The 15,893-nt window shown below is 74.8% G+C and carries 14 protein-coding genes; 5 read left to right on the plus strand and 9 right to left on the minus strand.

The window, feature by feature from the left end:
* The first annotated feature begins 4 nt into the window (after nt 1-4).
* The 4 genes from AB0L33_RS14590 (at nt 5) to AB0L33_RS14605 (ending at nt 5,066) form a co-directional block, all read left to right on the plus strand.
* Nucleotides 5-955: a quinone oxidoreductase gene (locus AB0L33_RS14590; RefSeq protein ID WP_365681185.1), complete on the plus strand. Its 951-nt coding sequence runs from the start codon at nt 5-7 to the stop codon at nt 953-955.
* Nucleotides 956-999: 44 nt separating this feature from the next.
* Nucleotides 1,000-1,611 carry a TetR/AcrR family transcriptional regulator gene (locus tag AB0L33_RS14595; protein WP_365681187.1) on the plus strand — a complete coding sequence of 204 codons (612 nt, stop codon included), beginning with the start codon at nt 1,000-1,002 and terminating at the stop codon, nt 1,609-1,611.
* Between the two features lie 213 nt (nt 1,612-1,824).
* Nucleotides 1,825-3,459 (plus strand): ribosomal protection-like ABC-F family protein, encoded by a 1,635-nt coding sequence (gene abc-f / locus AB0L33_RS14600; protein ID WP_365681189.1) that lies wholly within the window; start codon nt 1,825-1,827, stop codon nt 3,457-3,459.
* Nucleotides 3,456-5,066 (plus strand): ABC-F family ATP-binding cassette domain-containing protein, encoded by a 1,611-nt coding sequence (locus tag AB0L33_RS14605; RefSeq protein WP_365681191.1) that lies wholly within the window; start codon nt 3,456-3,458, stop codon nt 5,064-5,066. The genes abc-f and AB0L33_RS14605 overlap by 4 nt, the downstream gene beginning before the upstream one ends.
* Here AB0L33_RS14605 and AB0L33_RS14610 read toward each other — a convergent pair.
* The 3 genes from AB0L33_RS14610 to AB0L33_RS14620 are packed head-to-tail and all read right to left on the minus strand — an operon-like array spanning nt 5,063 to nt 8,747.
* Complete coding sequence (locus AB0L33_RS14610) at nt 5,063-7,195, minus strand: xanthine dehydrogenase family protein molybdopterin-binding subunit (RefSeq protein WP_365681193.1); 2,133 nt, start codon at nt 7,193-7,195, stop codon at nt 5,063-5,065. The genes AB0L33_RS14605 and AB0L33_RS14610 overlap by 4 nt on opposite strands.
* Nucleotides 7,192-8,184 carry a xanthine dehydrogenase family protein subunit M gene (locus AB0L33_RS14615; protein ID WP_365681195.1) on the minus strand — a complete coding sequence of 331 codons (993 nt, stop codon included), beginning with the start codon at nt 8,182-8,184 and terminating at the stop codon, nt 7,192-7,194. Before AB0L33_RS14615 ends, AB0L33_RS14610 begins: the two co-directional genes overlap by 4 nt.
* Nucleotides 8,181-8,747, minus strand: coding sequence for a 2Fe-2S iron-sulfur cluster-binding protein (locus AB0L33_RS14620; protein WP_365681197.1), 567 nt, complete (start codon nt 8,745-8,747; stop codon nt 8,181-8,183). Before AB0L33_RS14620 ends, AB0L33_RS14615 begins: the two co-directional genes overlap by 4 nt.
* Before the next feature lie 235 nt (nt 8,748-8,982).
* On the opposite strand from AB0L33_RS14620, the gene AB0L33_RS14625 reads away from it, so the two are divergent.
* On the plus strand, nt 8,983-9,648 hold the full coding sequence (locus tag AB0L33_RS14625) for a TetR/AcrR family transcriptional regulator (RefSeq protein ID WP_365681199.1): 666 nt from the start codon (nt 8,983-8,985) through the stop codon (nt 9,646-9,648).
* On the opposite strand, the gene AB0L33_RS14630 is transcribed toward AB0L33_RS14625, so the two are convergent.
* The 6 genes from AB0L33_RS14630 to AB0L33_RS14655 form a co-directional block, all read right to left on the minus strand.
* Nucleotides 9,597-10,826, minus strand: a complete 1,230-nt coding sequence (locus AB0L33_RS14630; RefSeq protein ID WP_365681201.1) for a VWA-like domain-containing protein — start codon at nt 10,824-10,826, stop codon at nt 9,597-9,599. The two genes, AB0L33_RS14625 and AB0L33_RS14630, sit on opposite strands and share 52 nt — an antisense overlap.
* Nucleotides 10,823-12,064: a MoxR family ATPase gene (locus tag AB0L33_RS14635; RefSeq protein ID WP_365681203.1), complete on the minus strand. Its 1,242-nt coding sequence runs from the start codon at nt 12,062-12,064 to the stop codon at nt 10,823-10,825. Before AB0L33_RS14635 ends, AB0L33_RS14630 begins: the two co-directional genes overlap by 4 nt.
* Nucleotides 12,065-12,117: 53 nt before the next feature.
* A complete protein-coding gene (locus AB0L33_RS14640) occupies nt 12,118-13,494 on the minus strand; it encodes a hypothetical protein (protein ID WP_365681205.1) in 1,377 nt (458 codons plus the stop codon).
* 96 nt (nt 13,495-13,590) lie between these two features.
* On the minus strand, nt 13,591-14,043 hold the full coding sequence (locus AB0L33_RS14645) for an NAD(P)H-dependent oxidoreductase (RefSeq protein ID WP_365681207.1): 453 nt from the start codon (nt 14,041-14,043) through the stop codon (nt 13,591-13,593).
* A gap of 60 nt (nt 14,044-14,103) precedes the next feature.
* Nucleotides 14,104-15,027, minus strand: a complete 924-nt coding sequence (locus AB0L33_RS14650) for a hypothetical protein (protein WP_365681209.1) — start codon at nt 15,025-15,027, stop codon at nt 14,104-14,106.
* 296 nt (nt 15,028-15,323) lie between these two features.
* Entirely contained in the window at nt 15,324-15,890 is a 567-nt protein-coding gene (locus AB0L33_RS14655) for a phage tail protein (RefSeq protein WP_365681211.1), read from the minus strand.
* Nucleotides 15,891-15,893: the final 3 nt, after the last annotated feature.

The following is a 15,893-nucleotide window of genomic DNA, read 5'->3' on the forward strand; positions in this document are numbered from 1 at the left end:
TCCGATGCACGCGATCCGCATCACCGAGCACGGCGGCCCCGAGGTCATGGCCTGGACCGAACTGCCGGAACCCACCCCCGGCCCCGGCGAGGCCCTGGTCCGGCTCGGGGCCGCCGGGGTGAACTTCATGGACGTGGGCGCCCGGAAGGTGGGCGGCCCGGGCTGGGCCGCACCGACCGTGCTCGGCGCCGAGGGCATGGGATACGTGACCGGCCTCGGCGAGGGCGTCGAGGGGCTGGCCGTCGGCGACCGGGTCGCCTGGTACTACCACCCGGGCAGCTACGCGGAGCTCCTGACAGTCCCGGCGGACCGGCTGGTCAAGGTCCCCGACGAGACGGCGGCCGCGGTGATGATGCAAGGGCTCACGGCGAACCACTTCACCACCGAGACGTACGCCGTCGGCCCCGGCGACACCGCCGTGGTGCACGCCGCCGCCGGTGGCGTGGGACTCATGCTGACCCAGATGATCAAGGCGCGCGGCGGCCGGGTCATTGGCCTGGTCTCCCGCCCGGAGAAGGCTGCCGTCGCCGAGGAGGCCGGTGCGGACCACGTCATCGTGTCGTCCGGGGCCGGGTTCGAGGACCGGGTGCGCGAGCTGACGGGCGGCGAGGGCGCCCATGTCGTGTACGACGGCGGCGGGACCTCGACGTTCCGGTCCTCGCAGCTGGCCCTGCGGCTGCACGGGGTGCACGCGTACTACGGCCCCTTCATGGGCGTACCGTCGCTCTCGGTGACCGATCTGCCGAGCAGCATCCTGTTGTCGTACCCGACCGTGCAGGACCACGTCCCCACCCGGGAGGCGCTGGTCGCCCGGGCCGGGGAGGTCTTCGCGATGGTGCGGGCGGGGCACGTGTCCCCGCGCATCGGCGGCCGGTACGCGCTCTCGGACGCGGCGCGCGCCCACAGCGACCTGGAGTCCCGCCGGACCACCGGGAAGCTGCTGCTGATCCCCTGAGCGGGCGCCCGGCCCGTTACAACCGTGAGAGAGGGAGAGACATCGTGCCGCTGACCCCCAAGGGCGCCGCGACGAAACAGCGCATCGTCGAGGGTGCCGCCGCGGCGATCCGGCGGCAGGGTGTGTTCGCGCTGACGCTCGACGACGTCCTGGCGCTCACATCGACCAGCAAGAGCCAGCTGTTCCACTACTTCCCGGGCGGGAAGGACGAGTTGATGCTGTCAGTCGCCCACCACGAGGCGGACCGGGTGATCGGCGACCAGCAGCCGGAGCTGGGCGCCCTGACCTCGTGGCCGGCCTGGCTGAGCTGGCGCGACAAGGTCGTCGCCCGCTACCGCGAGCAGGGCCGGGAGTGCCCGCTCGACATCGCGGTCTCCCGGATCGGGCCGGCCTCGTCGGGTGCGCAGGCCGTCGCCACCGAGCTGCTGGAACGCTGGCAGAACGCGCTGGCTTCCGGCATCCGGCACATGCAGTCGATCGACGAGATCGACGCCGACCGGGACGCGGACCGCTCGGCGGCGGCCCTGCTCGCCGGGATCCAGGGAGGTGTGGTGATCCTGCTGTCCACTGGCAGCCTGAACTACCTGGAAGCGGCCCTGGACCAGGGCATCGCCGATCTGCGCCGCCGGACCGGCACCGTAAATGAGAAGCCGTGAGCGGGGGCAGCTGCTAAGATCGACGGGCTGTTCAGCGTGTACGAGGAGACCAGACATGGCAGGCGACGACGACATCTCCGGGTGATCCCGGAGCTCCGTAGCCGCAGCGGGCGCCCAGGGCGCCGCCGCAGTGGCCATGTCGTTGTTCCCTCAGGCCATCTCTCCGGGGCCGTGGTGTCTGCCGTCCCCGGATTTCACACGCGAGGTCCTCTCATGTCCGACGCATCCCTCATCTGCTCGAACCTCTCCTTCTCCTGGCCGGACGACACCCCGGTCTTCTCCGGCCTGTCCTTCAGCGTGGGCAGCGGCCGCACCGGTCTCGTCGCCCCCAACGGCTCCGGCAAGAGCACCCTGCTCAGGCTGCTGGCCGGAGAGCTGCGCCCGAGCGCCGGTTCCGTCACCGTCGACGGCACCCTCGGCTACCTCCCGCAAAGCCTCCCCCTGACCGGTGACCTGTCGGTCGCCGAGGTGCTGGGCGTCGACGCGGTGATCCGCGCGCTGGACGCCGTGGAGTCCGGTGACGTGGACGAGAAGCACTTCGCGGTCATCGGCGACGACTGGGACATCGAGGAGCGCACCCGTGCCCAGCTCGACCGGCTCGGCCTGGACGGCGTCGCCCTGGACCGCAGCATCGGCACGCTCAGCGGAGGGCAGGTCGTCTCGCTCGGCCTCGCGGCGCAGCTGCTGAAGCGGCCGGACGTCCTGCTGCTCGACGAGCCGACGAACAACCTCGATCTCGACGCACGGCTCCGGCTCTACGACACGCTGGAGTCGTGGAACGGCACGCTGCTCCTCGTCAGCCACGACCGCGCGCTCCTGGACCGCATGGAGCGCATCGCCGAACTCGGCGGCTCGGAACTGCGGCTGTACGGCGGCAACTTCACGGCGTACGAGGAAGCCGTGCGGGCCGAACAAGAGGTGGCGGAGAAGAACGTCCGCAACGCGGAACAGGAGCTGAAGCGGGAGAAGCGCGAGATGCAGCAGGCCCGTGAGCGGGCCGAGCGGCGCGCGAGCAACGCGGCCCGCAACCTCAAGAACGCGGGCCTGCCGCGCATCTTCGCCGGGAACATGAAGCGCGGTGCCCAGGAGGCGGCCGGCAAGTCCGGGCAGACGCACGCCGCCCGGGTCGGTGAGGCGCAGGCCCGCCTGGACGAGGCGGGGCGTGCCGTACGCGACGAGCAGCGCATCACGCTCGACCTGCCGGACACCGATGTGCCGGCCGGGCGGACCGTGCTCCTCGCCGAGGAGCTGCGGGTGCGCCTCGGCGGACGGGAACAGTTCGCCGGCGACGGCGTCGGCCTGACGATCCGGGGCCCCGAACGCATCGCGCTGACCGGGCCCAACGGCGCCGGGAAGAGCACCCTGCTGCGGCTGGTCAACGGGGACCTGCAACCGGACAGCGGGACGGTCCGGCGCGCCGACGGCCGGATCGCGTACCTCTCGCAACGGCTCGACCTGCTCGACCTCGGCCGCACGGTCGCCGAGAACTTCGCCGCGTACGCCCCGCACCGGGAGGAGGCCGAGCGGATGAACCTGCTCGCGCGCTTCCTCTTCCGCGGCGACCGCGCCCATCTGCCGGTCGGGGTGCTGTCAGGCGGCGAGCGGCTGCGGGCCACGCTGGCCTGTGTCCTGTGCGCGGAACCGGCCCCGCAGCTGCTGCTCCTGGACGAGCCGACCAACAACCTGGACCTGGTGAGCGCCGGCCAGCTGGAGAGCGCCCTCGCTTCGTACCGGGGCGCCTTCGTGGTGGTCAGCCACGACGAACGGTTCCTGGAACGGATCGGCGTGGACCGATGGCTGCGGCTGGCGGACGGGGAGCTGCGGGAGACGGGGGCGCCGGCATCATGAGCAACGCCTTCCTCGCCCACGAACTGGTCCGCGTCCTCGGCCCGAAGCGCGTCCTGGACGGGGTTTCGCTCACGGCGTCGCCCGGCGAACGCATCGGACTCATCGGCGAGAACGGTGTCGGCAAGTCGACACTCCTGCGGCTGCTCGCCGGGGTGGACGAACCCGATGCCGGTCAGGTCGTCCGGCCCGCCGATGTCGGATTCCTGCACCAGGAGATGCCGTTCGACGCGGACTCCACCATCGCCGGTGTACTGGACGACGCGCTGCGCGAGGCCCGGGCGGACCTCACCGAGCTGGACCGGCTCTCCGGCCTGCTCGCCCGTACGCCGGAGGACTCCCCGGAGCACGCGCGGCTCCTGGAGACCTACGGCGGGCGACTCGAACAGGCCGAGGAGCGGGAGGTCTGGGACGCCGACCGGCGCGCGTCCGTCGTGCTCGACGGGCTCGGGCTCGGCTCCCTGCCGCACGGGCGGACGCTCCGCTCGCTCTCGGGCGGGCAGCGCGGCCGGCTGGCGCTCGCGGCACTGCTGGTGCGCCGGCCGGGCGCCCTGCTCCTTGACGAACCGACCAACCATCTGGACGACGAGGCCACCGCGTTCGTGGAGGAGCAGCTGCGCTCGATGCCGGGGCCCGTGGTGATCGCCGGCCACGACCGGGCGTTCCTGGACGCCGTCTGCACGGACCTGATCGACCTCGATCCGGCGGTCGACGGCCCCGTGCGGTACGGCGGCGGGTACAGCGCGTACCTGGCGGAGAAGCGGGCGGAACGGGCCCGGTGGGAGCGGCGGTACGCCGAGGAGCAGGAGGAGATCGGGGAGCTGCGCCGGTCGGCCGCGGTGACCGCGCGCCAGGTCGCGCCCGACCGGGGGCCGCGCGACAGCGAGAAGATGGGGTACGGGCTGCGGGCGGGCCGGGTGCAGAGCCAGATCGCGCGCCGGGTGCGCAATGCCTCCCGGCGGTTGGACGAGGCGGAGCGCCGCCAGGTCGCCGAGCCGCCCAGCCCGTTGCGGTTCCGGTATCCCGAGCGGGCCGAGCCGCCCGGGCCGGGCACGCTGGTGTCGCTGCGCGGGGTGCGGTTCCCCGGCCGGCTTGCCGTCGACCGGCTCGACGTGGAGGCGTCCGACCGCCTGCTCGTGACGGGCGGCAACGGTACGGGGAAGTCGACGCTGATCGCGGTGCTCGCCGGCCGGCCGGTCGCGGCCGGTGAGGTGGTCCGGCGGCCGGGCCTGTCCGTCGGGGTGCTCGCGCAGGACAGTGTGTTCGCCCGGCCGGACCGTACCGTCGGCGACACCTACGTACGGGTGCTGGGCGCCGAGCGGGCGGAGCTGGTGCCGTTGGTCTCGCTCGGGCTGCTGCGCGAGGCGGATCTGGCCAAGGAGGTGCGGCAGTTGTCGGCGGGCCAGCGGCGCAGGCTCGCGCTCGCGCTGCTGATGGCCCGCCCACCGGAACTGCTGCTGCTGGACGAGCCGACCAACCACCTCTCCCCCGCACTCTGCGACGAGCTGGAGGAGGCGCTCGGCCCCGGGCCGGGTGCGGTCGTGGTCGCCAGCCACGACCGCTGGCTGCGACGGCGCTGGCGGGGGCGCGAAGTGCGGCTGGGCGATTAGGGCGTGTTGGCCGCCGCTCGCAGGACGCGGTCCGGACGGATCGGCAGGGCGCGGTGGCGTACGCCCGTCGCGTGCCACACCGCGTTGGCGATCGCGGCCGCGACGCCCACGATGCCGATCTCGCCGATGCCCTTGATGCCGACGGGGTCGCCGGGCACCGGATCGTCCACCCAGTCCGCCTCGATGAGCGGCACATCGGCGTGGCAGGCGACGTGGTATCCGGCGAGGTCGGCGTTGACGTGCCCGCCGGTCGCCGCGTCGCGGACCGCTTCCTCGTGGAGCGCCATGGAGAGCCCCCAGGTCATGCCGCCGATGAGCTGGCTGCGGGCGGTCAGGGGGTTGACGATGGTGCCCGCCGCGAAGATGCCCAGGAGGCGTCGGGCCCGTACCTCGCCGGTGGTGACGTCGACGGCGACCTCGGCGAACTGCGCGCCGAAGGAGTGCCGTTCCTGCTGCGGCAGGGCGGCGATGGCGTCGGCGGTGTCCGCGCGGGCGGTGATCCCCTCCGTCGGGATGCCGCCGCCCGGCCCCAGCCGTTCGCGCAGGTCGGCCGCCGCGAGGCGCACCGCCCAGCCCCAGGAACGGGTGCCGGTGGAGCCGCCCGCGACCATCGCGTGGCCCAGGTCGCTGTCGCCGATGCGCACCTGGACCAGGCCCGGGTCCACCTGGAGCGCTTCGGCGGCGACGAGCGTCATGGCGGTGCGGGCTCCGGTGCCGATGTCCGCCGCGTTGACCCGCACGGTGAAGGTGCCGTCGGGCTCGGCGGTCACGGCCGCGGTGGAGCGGCCGACGCCGGAGGGGTAGGAGGCGGCGGCCGTCCCGCTCCCGATGAGCCAGCGGCCCTCGCGGCGCAGGCCGGGACGCGGATCGCGGTCCGCCCAGCCGAACCTGCGGGCACCCTCCTCGAAGCAGGCGAGCAGGTTGCGGCTGCTGAACGGCAGCCCGGAGACGGGGCCCTTGGCGGGTTCGTTGCGCACCCGCAGGGCGATGGGGTCCACGCCGCACTTCTCGGCGAGTTCGTCGAGGGCGGATTCGATGGCGAAGGAGCCGGGTGCCTCGCCGGGGGCGCGCATCCAGGTGGGCGTGGGCACGTCGAGTGGCAGGACGCGGTGGCGGGTGCGGTGCGCGTCGGCGTCGTACAGCACCCGGCCGAGCACGGCGCTGGTCTCGACGAACTCGTGCACGCTCGACGTGAGGTTCAGCGCCTCGTGGTCGAAGGCGCACAGCCGTCCCTCGGCGTCGGCCGCGACCCTGACGCGCTGGGCGGTGGGGCTGCGGTAGCCGACGAGCGAGAACATCTGACGGCGCGTGATCACGACGCGTACGGGTCGGTGGAGGGCCGTGGTCGCCATGACGGCGGCGACCTGATGGGCGCTCAGGCCCTTCGATCCGAAGGCGCCGCCGATGTGTTCGGAGCGCACGCGCACCGAGGCGGGGTCCAGCGAGAAGAGCTGGGCGAGTTCGCCGACCACCCAGGAGGTGCCCTGGTTGGAGTCGATGAGGTCGAGCCGTCCGTCTTCCCAGCGGGCGGTCGCGGCGTGCGGCTCCATCGAGCAGTGGTGTTCCTCGGGCGTCGTGTACTCGGCGTCCACGACGAAGGCGGCACCGTCGATCCGCGCCCGGACGTCTCCCTTGTCCGTGTCGGCCCGCACCATCGACGAGTCCCCGGGCCGGTGGGCGTCGGCGCGCCCGGCACGGAACTCCACGTCGTGCGGTTCCTCCTCGTAGCGGACGACCAGGGCCTCGGCGGCCTCCCTGGCCTGTTCGGGGGTCTCGGCCACCACGAGGGCCACCGGCCAGCCGGCGAACGGGACCCGGTCGTGCTGGAAGAGGCCGACGACCGGGTTGGGCCGGCCGAGCATGCCCACGTAGTCGGTGGTGACGCGTGGCGCGTTCCCGTGGTGGATGACGGTGAGCACGCCCGGCATGGCGAGGACGGGTTCGTCCGCCACGGCGGTGATCCGGCCCCGGGCGATCGTGGAGAGGACCAGCCAGCCGTGAGCGAGCCGGTCGAAGGGGACCTCTCCCGCGTAGCGCGCGGCGCCGGTGACCTTGTCGCGGCCCTCGACCCGGGCACGGCCCGATCCCACGGCCCCGGTGGCGGTGGTGGTGCCGGTCGTCGTGGTCATCGGGCGGCCTCCTCGGCGAGTCGGGTGAGCTCGGCCACGACGAGGTTGCGCATCAGCGTCACCTTGTAGCCGTTCTCGGGCAGCGGCCGGGCGGCGGCCAGTTCGGCGTCGGCCGCCGTGGCGAACGCGGCCCCGTCGGCCGGGCCGCCGGTGAGCGCCCGTTCGGCGGTGCGGGCGCGCCACGGCCGGGAGGCGACGGCGCCGAACGCGAGGCGGACGTCGCGCACCACTCCGTCGCGTACGTCGAGGGCGGCGGCGACCGAGCCGATCGCGAAGGCGTACGAGGCACGCTCGCGGACCTTGCGGTAACGGGAGTGGGCGGCGACCGGGGAGGGCGGCAGCGTGACGCCGGTGATCACGGCTCCGGCGGGCAGCGCGGTCTCGATGTGCGGGGTGTCGCCCACCGGAAGGTAGAACGCCTCGACCGGCAGCTCGCCCGGGCCGTCGGCCGTTTCGTACGAGACGACCGCGTCGAACGCCGCGAGCGCGACCGCCATGTCGGAGGGGTGCGTGGCGACGCAGTGCTGCGACGCGCCGAGGACGGCGTGGTTGCGGTGGTCGCCCGCGAGGGCGGGGCAGCCGGTGCCAGGGGCACGCTTGTTGCAGGGTTTGGCGAGGTCGGCGAAGTAGCCGCAGCGGGTGCGCTGGAGGAGGTTCCCTGCGACGGTGGCCATGTTCCGCAGCTGCCCGGACGCTCCGGCGAGCAGCGCCTGGGCGAGGGCCGGATAGTGGCGGCGTACGTCGGGGTGGGCCGCCAGGTCGCTGTTGGTGACGGCGGCGCCGACGCTCAGGCCGCCCTCGGGGCTGAACCCGACGTCGCCCAGTGGGAGTTCCCGTACGTCGATGAGGAGGTTGGGGCGCTCCACGCCCGCCTTCATCAGATCGACCAGATTGGTACCGCCGCCGAGGAGGCGGGCACCGGGGTCGGCACCGAGGAGGGCCACCGCTCCGGCGACGTCATGGACCCGTTCGTATCCGAACTCCCTCATGCCACCGCCTCCTTGGGCTCGCCCACGGTGTTCCCGACGTCCTCGGCGGCGCGGGCGACCGCCTGCACGATCTGTGCGTACGCCCCGCAGCGGCAGAGGTTGCCGCTCATGCGCTCGCGGATCTCGTCGGCGGTGAGCGCGGGCACTCCGGCCTCGGGCCGCACGTCCTCGGTCGCGGCGCTGGGCCACCCGGCGGCGTGCTCCTCGATGACCGCGAGGGCGGAGCAGATCTGGCCCGGGGTGCAGTAGCCGCACTGGTATCCGTCGAGCTCCAGGAAGGCCTGCTGCACGGGGTGCAGGCGGTCGCCGTCCGCGACGCCCTCGATGGTGGTGATCTCGCGCCCCTCGGCCGCCACCGCGAGCTGGAGGCAGGCCACGGCCCGCCGGCCGTCGAGCAGCACCGTGCAGGCACCGCACTGGCCCTGGTCGCAGCCCTTCTTGGTGCCGGTCAGGTCGAGGCGTTCGCGTAACGCGTCCAGCAGGGTGGTGCGGTGGTCGACGGTCAGCGTGTATTTTTCGCCGTTGACGCGCAGGGTGACGGCGCTGGACGTCGATGGGTCCATGATCAGCCTTCTTTCGCAGGTGCTCGGGCGCTCGCACGAAACGGTGTACGACCGGTGCGGGAGGCGGCGGGCGCGCCGTGCGGGGTGGGGGGCCGACGGGAGCCGGTCGGTCAAGTGGCCTGACCCGGCGCTCTGGTGGAGGCAAGCGGACAGCTGTCCGCTTGGTTGTCGAACCTAACGGACGGCTGTCCGGCGAGCAAGGCCGTCCCCGGCCGCGGCTCGGGAGGGGGAAGCGGTGCGGGACGCGAGGAGCACGCCGACGCGCCCGGACGCGCAGCGCAACCGCGAGCGCATCCTGGCCGTCGCGCTCACCGAACTCACCCGGGCCGCGGACACGCCGGTGAGCGTGATCGCGCGGAAGGCCGGAGTCGGCCAGGGCACGTTCTACCGCAACTTCCCGCACCGCGAGGCGCTGGTGCTGGAGGTGTACCGGTACGAGATGCGGCAGGTCGCCGACGCGGCGGCGCAGCTCCTCGGGGACCACCCGGCCGACCGCGCGCTGCGCGAGTGGATGGACCGTCTCGCCCGGTACGCGATGGCGAAGGCGGGCCTGGCGGACGCCCTGCGCGCGGCGACCCGTGGACACGGCAGCCTGGCGCAGGTCGGCCACGGCCCGGTGACCGAGGCGATCGCGCTCCTGCTGGCGGCGAACGAGGCGGCGGGCACGATTCGCGCCGGGGTGACCCCGGACGACTTCCTCCTCGCCATAGCGGGTCTGTGGCAACTGGACCCGCACAGCGACTGGCAGCCCCGTGCCGCCCGCCTCTTCGACCTGGTGGCGGACGGGCTGCGGGCGGGGGCGTCCGGGGGCGGACGCGAGCACCGTCACCCTGATCAACGGCCGCCAGGTCAGCCGATGTTGACGACGCGCGCCCACTCGGGCGGCGAGTCCGGTACGTAGTCGGGGTCGTTCTCGTCCCAGGAGTCCCGGTCCGGCCGGTCGAAGAGGCCCACCACCGTCCGGCACGCGGGCCGCGCGGAGGGCCACGGGGTCTGGCCGTCGGTCAGGGCCACGACGACGTCGGGCCGGGGGTGCGTCCGCAGTGCCTCGGCGAAGCCCGTACGCAGATCGGTTCCGCCGCCGCCCACGAGCGGGATGCCCTCCGCGCGGCACAGCGGGTGCACGACCCGGGCCGCCGCGTCGCAGGACAGGACCCTGACCAGGTCCCGGCGACCGCCCACGGCACGGGTGATCGCGGACACCTCGAGGAGGGCGCTGCCCAGCTCCGCGTCGCTGACCGAGCCCGAGGTGTCGATGACCACGGACACCTGCGGTGGTCTGCGCCGCAGGCTCGGCAGGACCACCCCGGGCAGCCCGGCCGAGCGCCGCGAGGGACGACCGTAGGAGTAGTCGTCGCCCGCGCCGGGGCCGGAGACGGCCGACCGGACGGCGGCGCCCAGCAGGTCGCGCCACGCCTGGGGCGGGTGGAACGCCTCCTCCGCCCACCGTTTCCACGCCTTCGGCGCCCGGCCGGGGCGGCCGGTGATGCCCTGCGCGACCCGGAAGCGCACCGCGTCCCGCTCCTGCTCGCTGAGCCCGTGCGCGCCGTCGGGCCCGAGGTCCCACTCCCGGTCGAGCCCGTCGGAGCCGCTGCCGCAGTCCAGCCAGGCGAAGTCCTGCGTACGGGAACCGAGCCGGAACAGGCGCAGGTACTCCTCCATCAGCTTTCCCTCGGGGAGCCCCAGCGTCGCGGGCCAGACGGCTCCCCCGGGGGCGGCCAGCCCGTCCCCGTACACGTCGTCGTTGATCTCGCAGTCGGCCGCGATGTTCATCCGCAGCCGCTCCCCGGCACCCGTCAGTCCGTGTTGGCGCGCGAACCGGTCGCCGCGCCCGTGGTGGTCGCGCAGCAGGTGCGACACCTCGTGCACCCACACCCCGGCGAGCTCCTCCACCGGTGTGCGGTCCACGAACCACGGCGACACGTAGCACCGCCAGTAGCGGTCGACGGCCATCGTCGGAACGCGCCGCGACTCGACCACGTGCAGGGCGAACAGCGCCGTCGCGAGGAAGGGGCGGGCCCGGACGGCCTGCAACCGGGCGGCGAAGAGCTTGTCGCGGTCCAGCTCGGCCCCGGTCACCGGCCGCCCTTCGTCGCCGCGGCGGCGCGGGCCGCCGCGTCCTCGGCGCGCCGTGACACCGACACGACCCCGGCCAGCGCCTCGATCGACGCGGGCACGTCCCACTCCTCCCGCCTGAGCGCGGCGAGGGTGGTCGCAGGAACGACGACCAGGTCCGGCGCGCCGGTCTCGACCGCCCGCACCAGCAGCGTCCAGGCGGCGTCCCAGCGCGACCTGTCGAGGCGATTGCGCACCGCCGCGACCACCCCGTCGAGCACCGCCTGCCGCAGGTCCCCCCGTTCGGGCAGTACGGCGGCCGCCGGGTCGGCCAGGAGCGATTCCGGGTCGGGGAGGTCCATCCGGTCGATGGCCGCGAGGAGTTCGAGCCCCGGCCCGTCCCCGACCGTGCCCCGGACGAGCAGGGAGAGCACGTCGCGGGAGACCCCGGCGGCGGTGGCGAAGGCGATCAGGGTGAGGGTCATGTCCCAGCTCCGGGGCGACGGCCAGGGGCCGCCCCTGCGGGTCTCGCCGCTGGGCAGCCGGTGAACGAGCGCGGGACGGGCCGCGAGGAGTCCGCACACGGCGCGCCGGGCGAAGTCGACGGCCTCGCCGAGGCGTTCGGGCCGGAGCCTGGGCAGGGTGGCCCGGGGCCAGGTCCCGCCGAGACCGCGTACGACGACGTCCTGGTCGTGGGTCCACTGGAGGTGGACGAACCGGTTGGCCAGCGGCGGGCTCAGCTCCCAGCCGTCGGCCGCCGACGAGCGCGGGTTCGCGGCGGCCACGATCCGTACGCCGGGCGGCAGTCGCAGCGCACCGACGCGCCGTTCGAGCACGAGACGGAGGAGGGCTGCCTGCACGGCGGGCGGCGCCGTGGACAGCTCGTCCAGGAAGAGCAGTCCGCGCCCGGCCCGGACCAGCCGCACGGCCCAGTCCGGCGGGGCCATGGGGACGCCCTGCTCGGCCGGATCGTCGCCCACGACGGGCAGCCCGGAGAAGTCGGACGGCTCGTGCACGCTGGCGATGACCGTGGTGAGGGGCAGCCCGAGGTCGTCGGCGAGCTGGGTGAGGGCGGCGGTCTTGCCGATGCCCGGTTCGCCCCACAGCAGGACGGGGAGGTCGGCGGCGACGGCCAGCGTCAGGGCCTCCAGCTGGGTGTCGGGGCGCGCCTCGGTCGTCGTGTCGCGGAGCAGGGTGGTCAGGGCCCCGGCGATGTCGAGCTGGGAGGCCGCAGGCGGGGCGGAAAGGGTGTTCACGGGCATGGGTCATCACCTTGGGAGTCGTGGTGGGCTTGGAACGGGTGCGGGCGGGCGCGTCAGCGCACGCCCGCCCGGCGCGGGCGCGTGCGGCGTGCGGGGGCGGGCGGGGTGACGGGGTGGCAGGTGCTGGGACCGGGCTCGATCAGGTCGGCGCGGTAGAGCCCGTAGGTGATGCGGCGGAGCGCCGCGGACTCCAGTTCGTCGCGCAGCGGGCCGTCCCGGAGCTGCGCGCCGGGGCCCAGGAGGGCTTCGACGACGGCGAGGGCGCCGCCGATGTCGCCGTGATCGAGCCGTTCCCGCACCCCGGTGAGGCAGTCCGGGCGGCGGTGGGCCTCGTCGATGGCCCTGAGGCACGGCAGCGGGGTCCCGGTGAGGGCGACCAGCAGCTCCTCCCGACGGACCTCGGCCGGGTCGTGGTCCAGGGCGGACAGCACCCCGTCGACCAGGCCGATCCGGTGCCGGGCGCCCCGGCAGTCCACGACGCGCGGGTGCCCGGAGCCGGCCGGGGCCGGTGGCGGACCGGTCGGTGTGTGCCCGGGAGCGAGCGCGTCCGCGACGAGGGGGTGCAGCCGGTCGGGCGTGATCGCGCCGGACCGCAGGAGCTCGAGGTCGGGCAGCGCCCAGGTGGCCGCGTCGGGCAGCACCAACGGGGCGCGGGCGGCGGCCGCCCGGGGGTCCGCGAACCGCAGGGCGGGCCGCTCGCCGCCGTCCACGTCCAGGTGCAGCCGGTGTCTGCCGCCCAGCCGTACGGTGACGGGGCCCGAGGTGCGGCCCTCGGCGGCGAGCAGCAGTGCGGCCTCCGCCGCCCAGCGCCCGACGGCGCAGCGGCGCCCCGGCGGGACCCGGCCGAGGACTTCCGGGTCCCCGCCGCTCGCGCCTCCGGCACGGACCCGCAGGTCGGCGGCGCTGCGGGCGTCCCACAGATGGCGGTGCAGGTCGAGCCGGAACCGCCGGCTGGGGTGGGGGTGCGGATGCAGGCGTACGGTCCCGGCGCCCGTGCCGTCCCACAGGCCGAGGCTGATCCGCTGCCCGGCGTCCGCCCACGCGGGGGGTGTCCTGGCCACCAGGTGCACGGGAGCCGGGGCGCGCGCGGTTCCGGGACGCGGCTCGGAGTCGTACCGCGCGAGCGCGATCGTCAGTCCGGGGCGCAGCAGACCGCGCGGGGCGATCCTCGGGAGGTGCCAGCGCAGCAGGTCCGGTGCCAGGTGGCGGAGGTCGGCGCGTACGCGGGTGGCGAGTTCACGGCCATGCGTGCGGGCCAGGACTCGGGGTGTGAAGTCGACGTCGACACCGGCGGCGGCACACGCGCCGGCCCAGTCGCCGGTGCGGCGCCGGGCGGTGGCGGTCTCGATCATGGAGGGCGGCACGGCGAACTCGCGCACGCGCAGCCAGAAGGGCAGGAAGGGCTCCTCGTCGGGCCGGTGAGTGGTCATCAGCACTCACCTTGCGCGGACGGGGCCCCCAATCTCTGGAGAGAGTGAGTTGTCATCGCGGGACAGAGTAGCGTCCGGCCCCCGGCGGCGCAGCCCTTATTCGGTCAGGCCGGCCGCCAGGGTGGCCCTCAGCTCCCAGCACGCCTCGGTGTCCGCCCTGGCCGGTTCGCCGGTCACCTCGACGACGTCCGCCGCCCGGCGCCAGCCGAGGCCGGTGGTGATCGTCTCGATGCCGCGCACGGCGCCCGTGACGTCGTTGCCGCCGTGCACGTAGTAGCCGAAGGGGCGGCCGCGCGTCGTGTCGAGGCACGGGTAGTAGATCTGGTCGAAGAAGTGCTTGAGCGCCCCGGACATGTAGCCGAGGTTCGCCGGGGTGCCGAGGACCAGCCCGTCCGCTTCGAGTACGTCGGACGCCGTCGCGGCGAGCGCGGCGCGCCGTACGACGCGCACGCCCTCGATCTCGTCCGTCGTCGCTCCGGAGACGACGGCCTCGAAGAGGGCCTGGCAGTTCGGCGAGGGCGTGTGATGCACGATCAGGAGAGTGGGCACAGCACCGAAGCCTGCCGTCCCCCTCCCTCCGTCGCAAGCCGGGCGCGCGGTCCGGCCGGGTCAGGAGCGGTGGCCGAAGAACTCGACCTCGGCGACCGCCACCCGGCGGCCCTTGCCGGTGCCGTACGCGGAGTCGACGGTCAGCCGGATGCGGACGGTCTCCGACCCCCGTACGTCGAACGTCTGCTGGCCGGCCTGGTCGGTGAGCCGGATCGTCTTCGTGCTCCTGGTGCCGTCCCGTGCGGTCAGTTCGGCGACGAGCCTGGCCGGGCGGGCCTGCGTCAGATACTCGTCCGCTCGCGTCGACGTGCCGGAGAACACCGCCATCTTCCGCAGGCGGACCGGCGCGTCGAAGGTGCACTCAAGGAACTCCCCCGCCGCGCCGCCGGTCTTCTCGGGCGCCCAGTACCGGTTGTTGAAGCCGTCCACGGCGGCGCCGGCGGGATGGCCGGGGGCGGCGCTCGACGCGTGGCAGGCGGAGGGCGGCATCGACTCCGGCGCGCCGGTCTCCTCCTTGGCGAGGCCCAGCAGTCCGGACAGGTGCGGCAGCGCGAACCACACCCCGGCCAGGACGAGGAGCAGCGCGAGGGGCACCCCGAGCCGCGGCCCCCGCCGTCGGCGTCGCGGACGCGCCCCTGCCTCGTGGCCCCTCGCCGGGTCCCGGCGGAAGAGGCGGCGCCACCAGGGCGGGCGCGCGTCCGGCGGGGGCCCGGGGTCGAGGAGCAGGGCGCACCGGACGCACAGGGTGCGGTCGGGCGCGTTGTCGGCGCCGCAGCCGGGGCACCGGACGGGGGCGGCGGACCGGACCGGTGCGGCGGGCGGCTCGGGCTCCGACGTGTCGGGCGTCCAGGCGGCGGGGCCGGGCGGCGCGTCCGGCCGGTCCCCGGGGCGGCGAGGGGCGGCCGGGCCGGGGCGGTCCGGGTCCTGGGCGCGGACCGCGGGGGCCGGCGGGCGTTGTGGCGGGATGGCGGGGAGGGGGTTCACCGCGTGGGGCGGGAGCGGTGGGGTGGGGGCGGCCGGGCGCGGGGGTACGGGGGCCGGGGGCGCGGGGGCCGGGGGCGACGGGACCGGAGGCACGGCCGTCGGGGGAAGGGGACCCCGGCGCGGTTCGGGGGTCACGATCGGTCCCGGGGCGGGCGGCGGTCCCGCCTCCGGCGGAGCGGCGGGCGTGCGCGGCGCCGGGGGCGCGGGCTCGTCGCCGTCCTCCCACGCCAGAAACGCCTCGCACGACACGCAGAATTCGCGCCCCGGTTCGTTCCTCGTCCCGCACGACTCGCAGATCACCGCGTCGCACCCCCCGCGCCCCCGTCCGGGGGCAGGATCTCCAGCGTGAAGCCCACGTGGGCCGGCACCTCCGTGCCGATGAGTTCTTCCAGCCGGGACCGGTCGACGGGCCGGCCGTGGCCCTCCCGGACCCGGATCGTCACCCAGGGGCGCGGCGTGCCCGGGAGCGTGGTGCCGGTTCCGGTGGACCAGGCGGTGCCGCCGCTTTCCGTGATCTCCGGGTCCGCTCCGGTCGCCAGGCGTACCGCCTCGGCGAGTCCGCCCGCCGTCCCGCGCCGGGCGTGCCGGGCCACCGCACCGCGTACCGTCTCCCGGCGCCGCTCGACCGGCCCGTCCTCGGGGGACTCCGCCGCCACCCACTGCGACAGCCAGGCGAGGAAGTCGTCGGGGGCGCTGCGCGGGTCCAGGTGGGCGGGGAGGTTGTCGATGGTGAGCAGGACGGGGGCGAGGACGTCGTCCAGCGCGGTGAGGAAGCGGCGGATGAAGTCGTGCTCCAGGTAGAGGGCCGGGAGCTGGTCGATGAGCGGGTGCGGGGTGGGGAGCCCGGGGACGCCGGTGCGCATGGG

Origin of the sequence: Streptomyces sp. NPDC052299 (assembly GCF_040679335.1) — a bacterium.
Taxonomy (GTDB): domain Bacteria; phylum Actinomycetota; class Actinomycetes; order Streptomycetales; family Streptomycetaceae; genus Streptomyces.

Excerpts from the sequence above, each read along its gene's own strand:
- AB0L33_RS14590 (WP_365681185.1), top strand. The coding sequence starts at position 5 with ATGCACGCGATCCGCATCACCGAGCACGGCGGCCCCGAGGTCATGGCC.
- abc-f (WP_365681189.1), top strand. The coding sequence starts at position 1,825 with ATGTCCGACGCATCCCTCATCTGCTCGAACCTCTCCTTCTCCTGGCCG.
- AB0L33_RS14605 (WP_365681191.1), top strand. The coding sequence starts at position 3,456 with ATGAGCAACGCCTTCCTCGCCCACGAACTGGTCCGCGTCCTCGGCCCG.
- AB0L33_RS14610 (WP_365681193.1), bottom strand. The coding sequence starts at position 7,195 with ATGACCACGACGACCGGCACCACCACCGCCACCGGGGCCGTGGGATCG.
- AB0L33_RS14615 (WP_365681195.1), bottom strand. The coding sequence starts at position 8,184 with ATGAGGGAGTTCGGATACGAACGGGTCCATGACGTCGCCGGAGCGGTG.
- AB0L33_RS14620 (WP_365681197.1), bottom strand. The coding sequence starts at position 8,747 with ATGGACCCATCGACGTCCAGCGCCGTCACCCTGCGCGTCAACGGCGAA.
- AB0L33_RS14635 (WP_365681203.1), bottom strand. The coding sequence starts at position 12,064 with ATGCCCGTGAACACCCTTTCCGCCCCGCCTGCGGCCTCCCAGCTCGAC.
- AB0L33_RS14640 (WP_365681205.1), bottom strand. The coding sequence starts at position 13,494 with ATGACCACTCACCGGCCCGACGAGGAGCCCTTCCTGCCCTTCTGGCTG.
- AB0L33_RS14655 (WP_365681211.1), bottom strand. The coding sequence starts at position 15,890 with ATGCGCACCGGCGTCCCCGGGCTCCCCACCCCGCACCCGCTCATCGAC.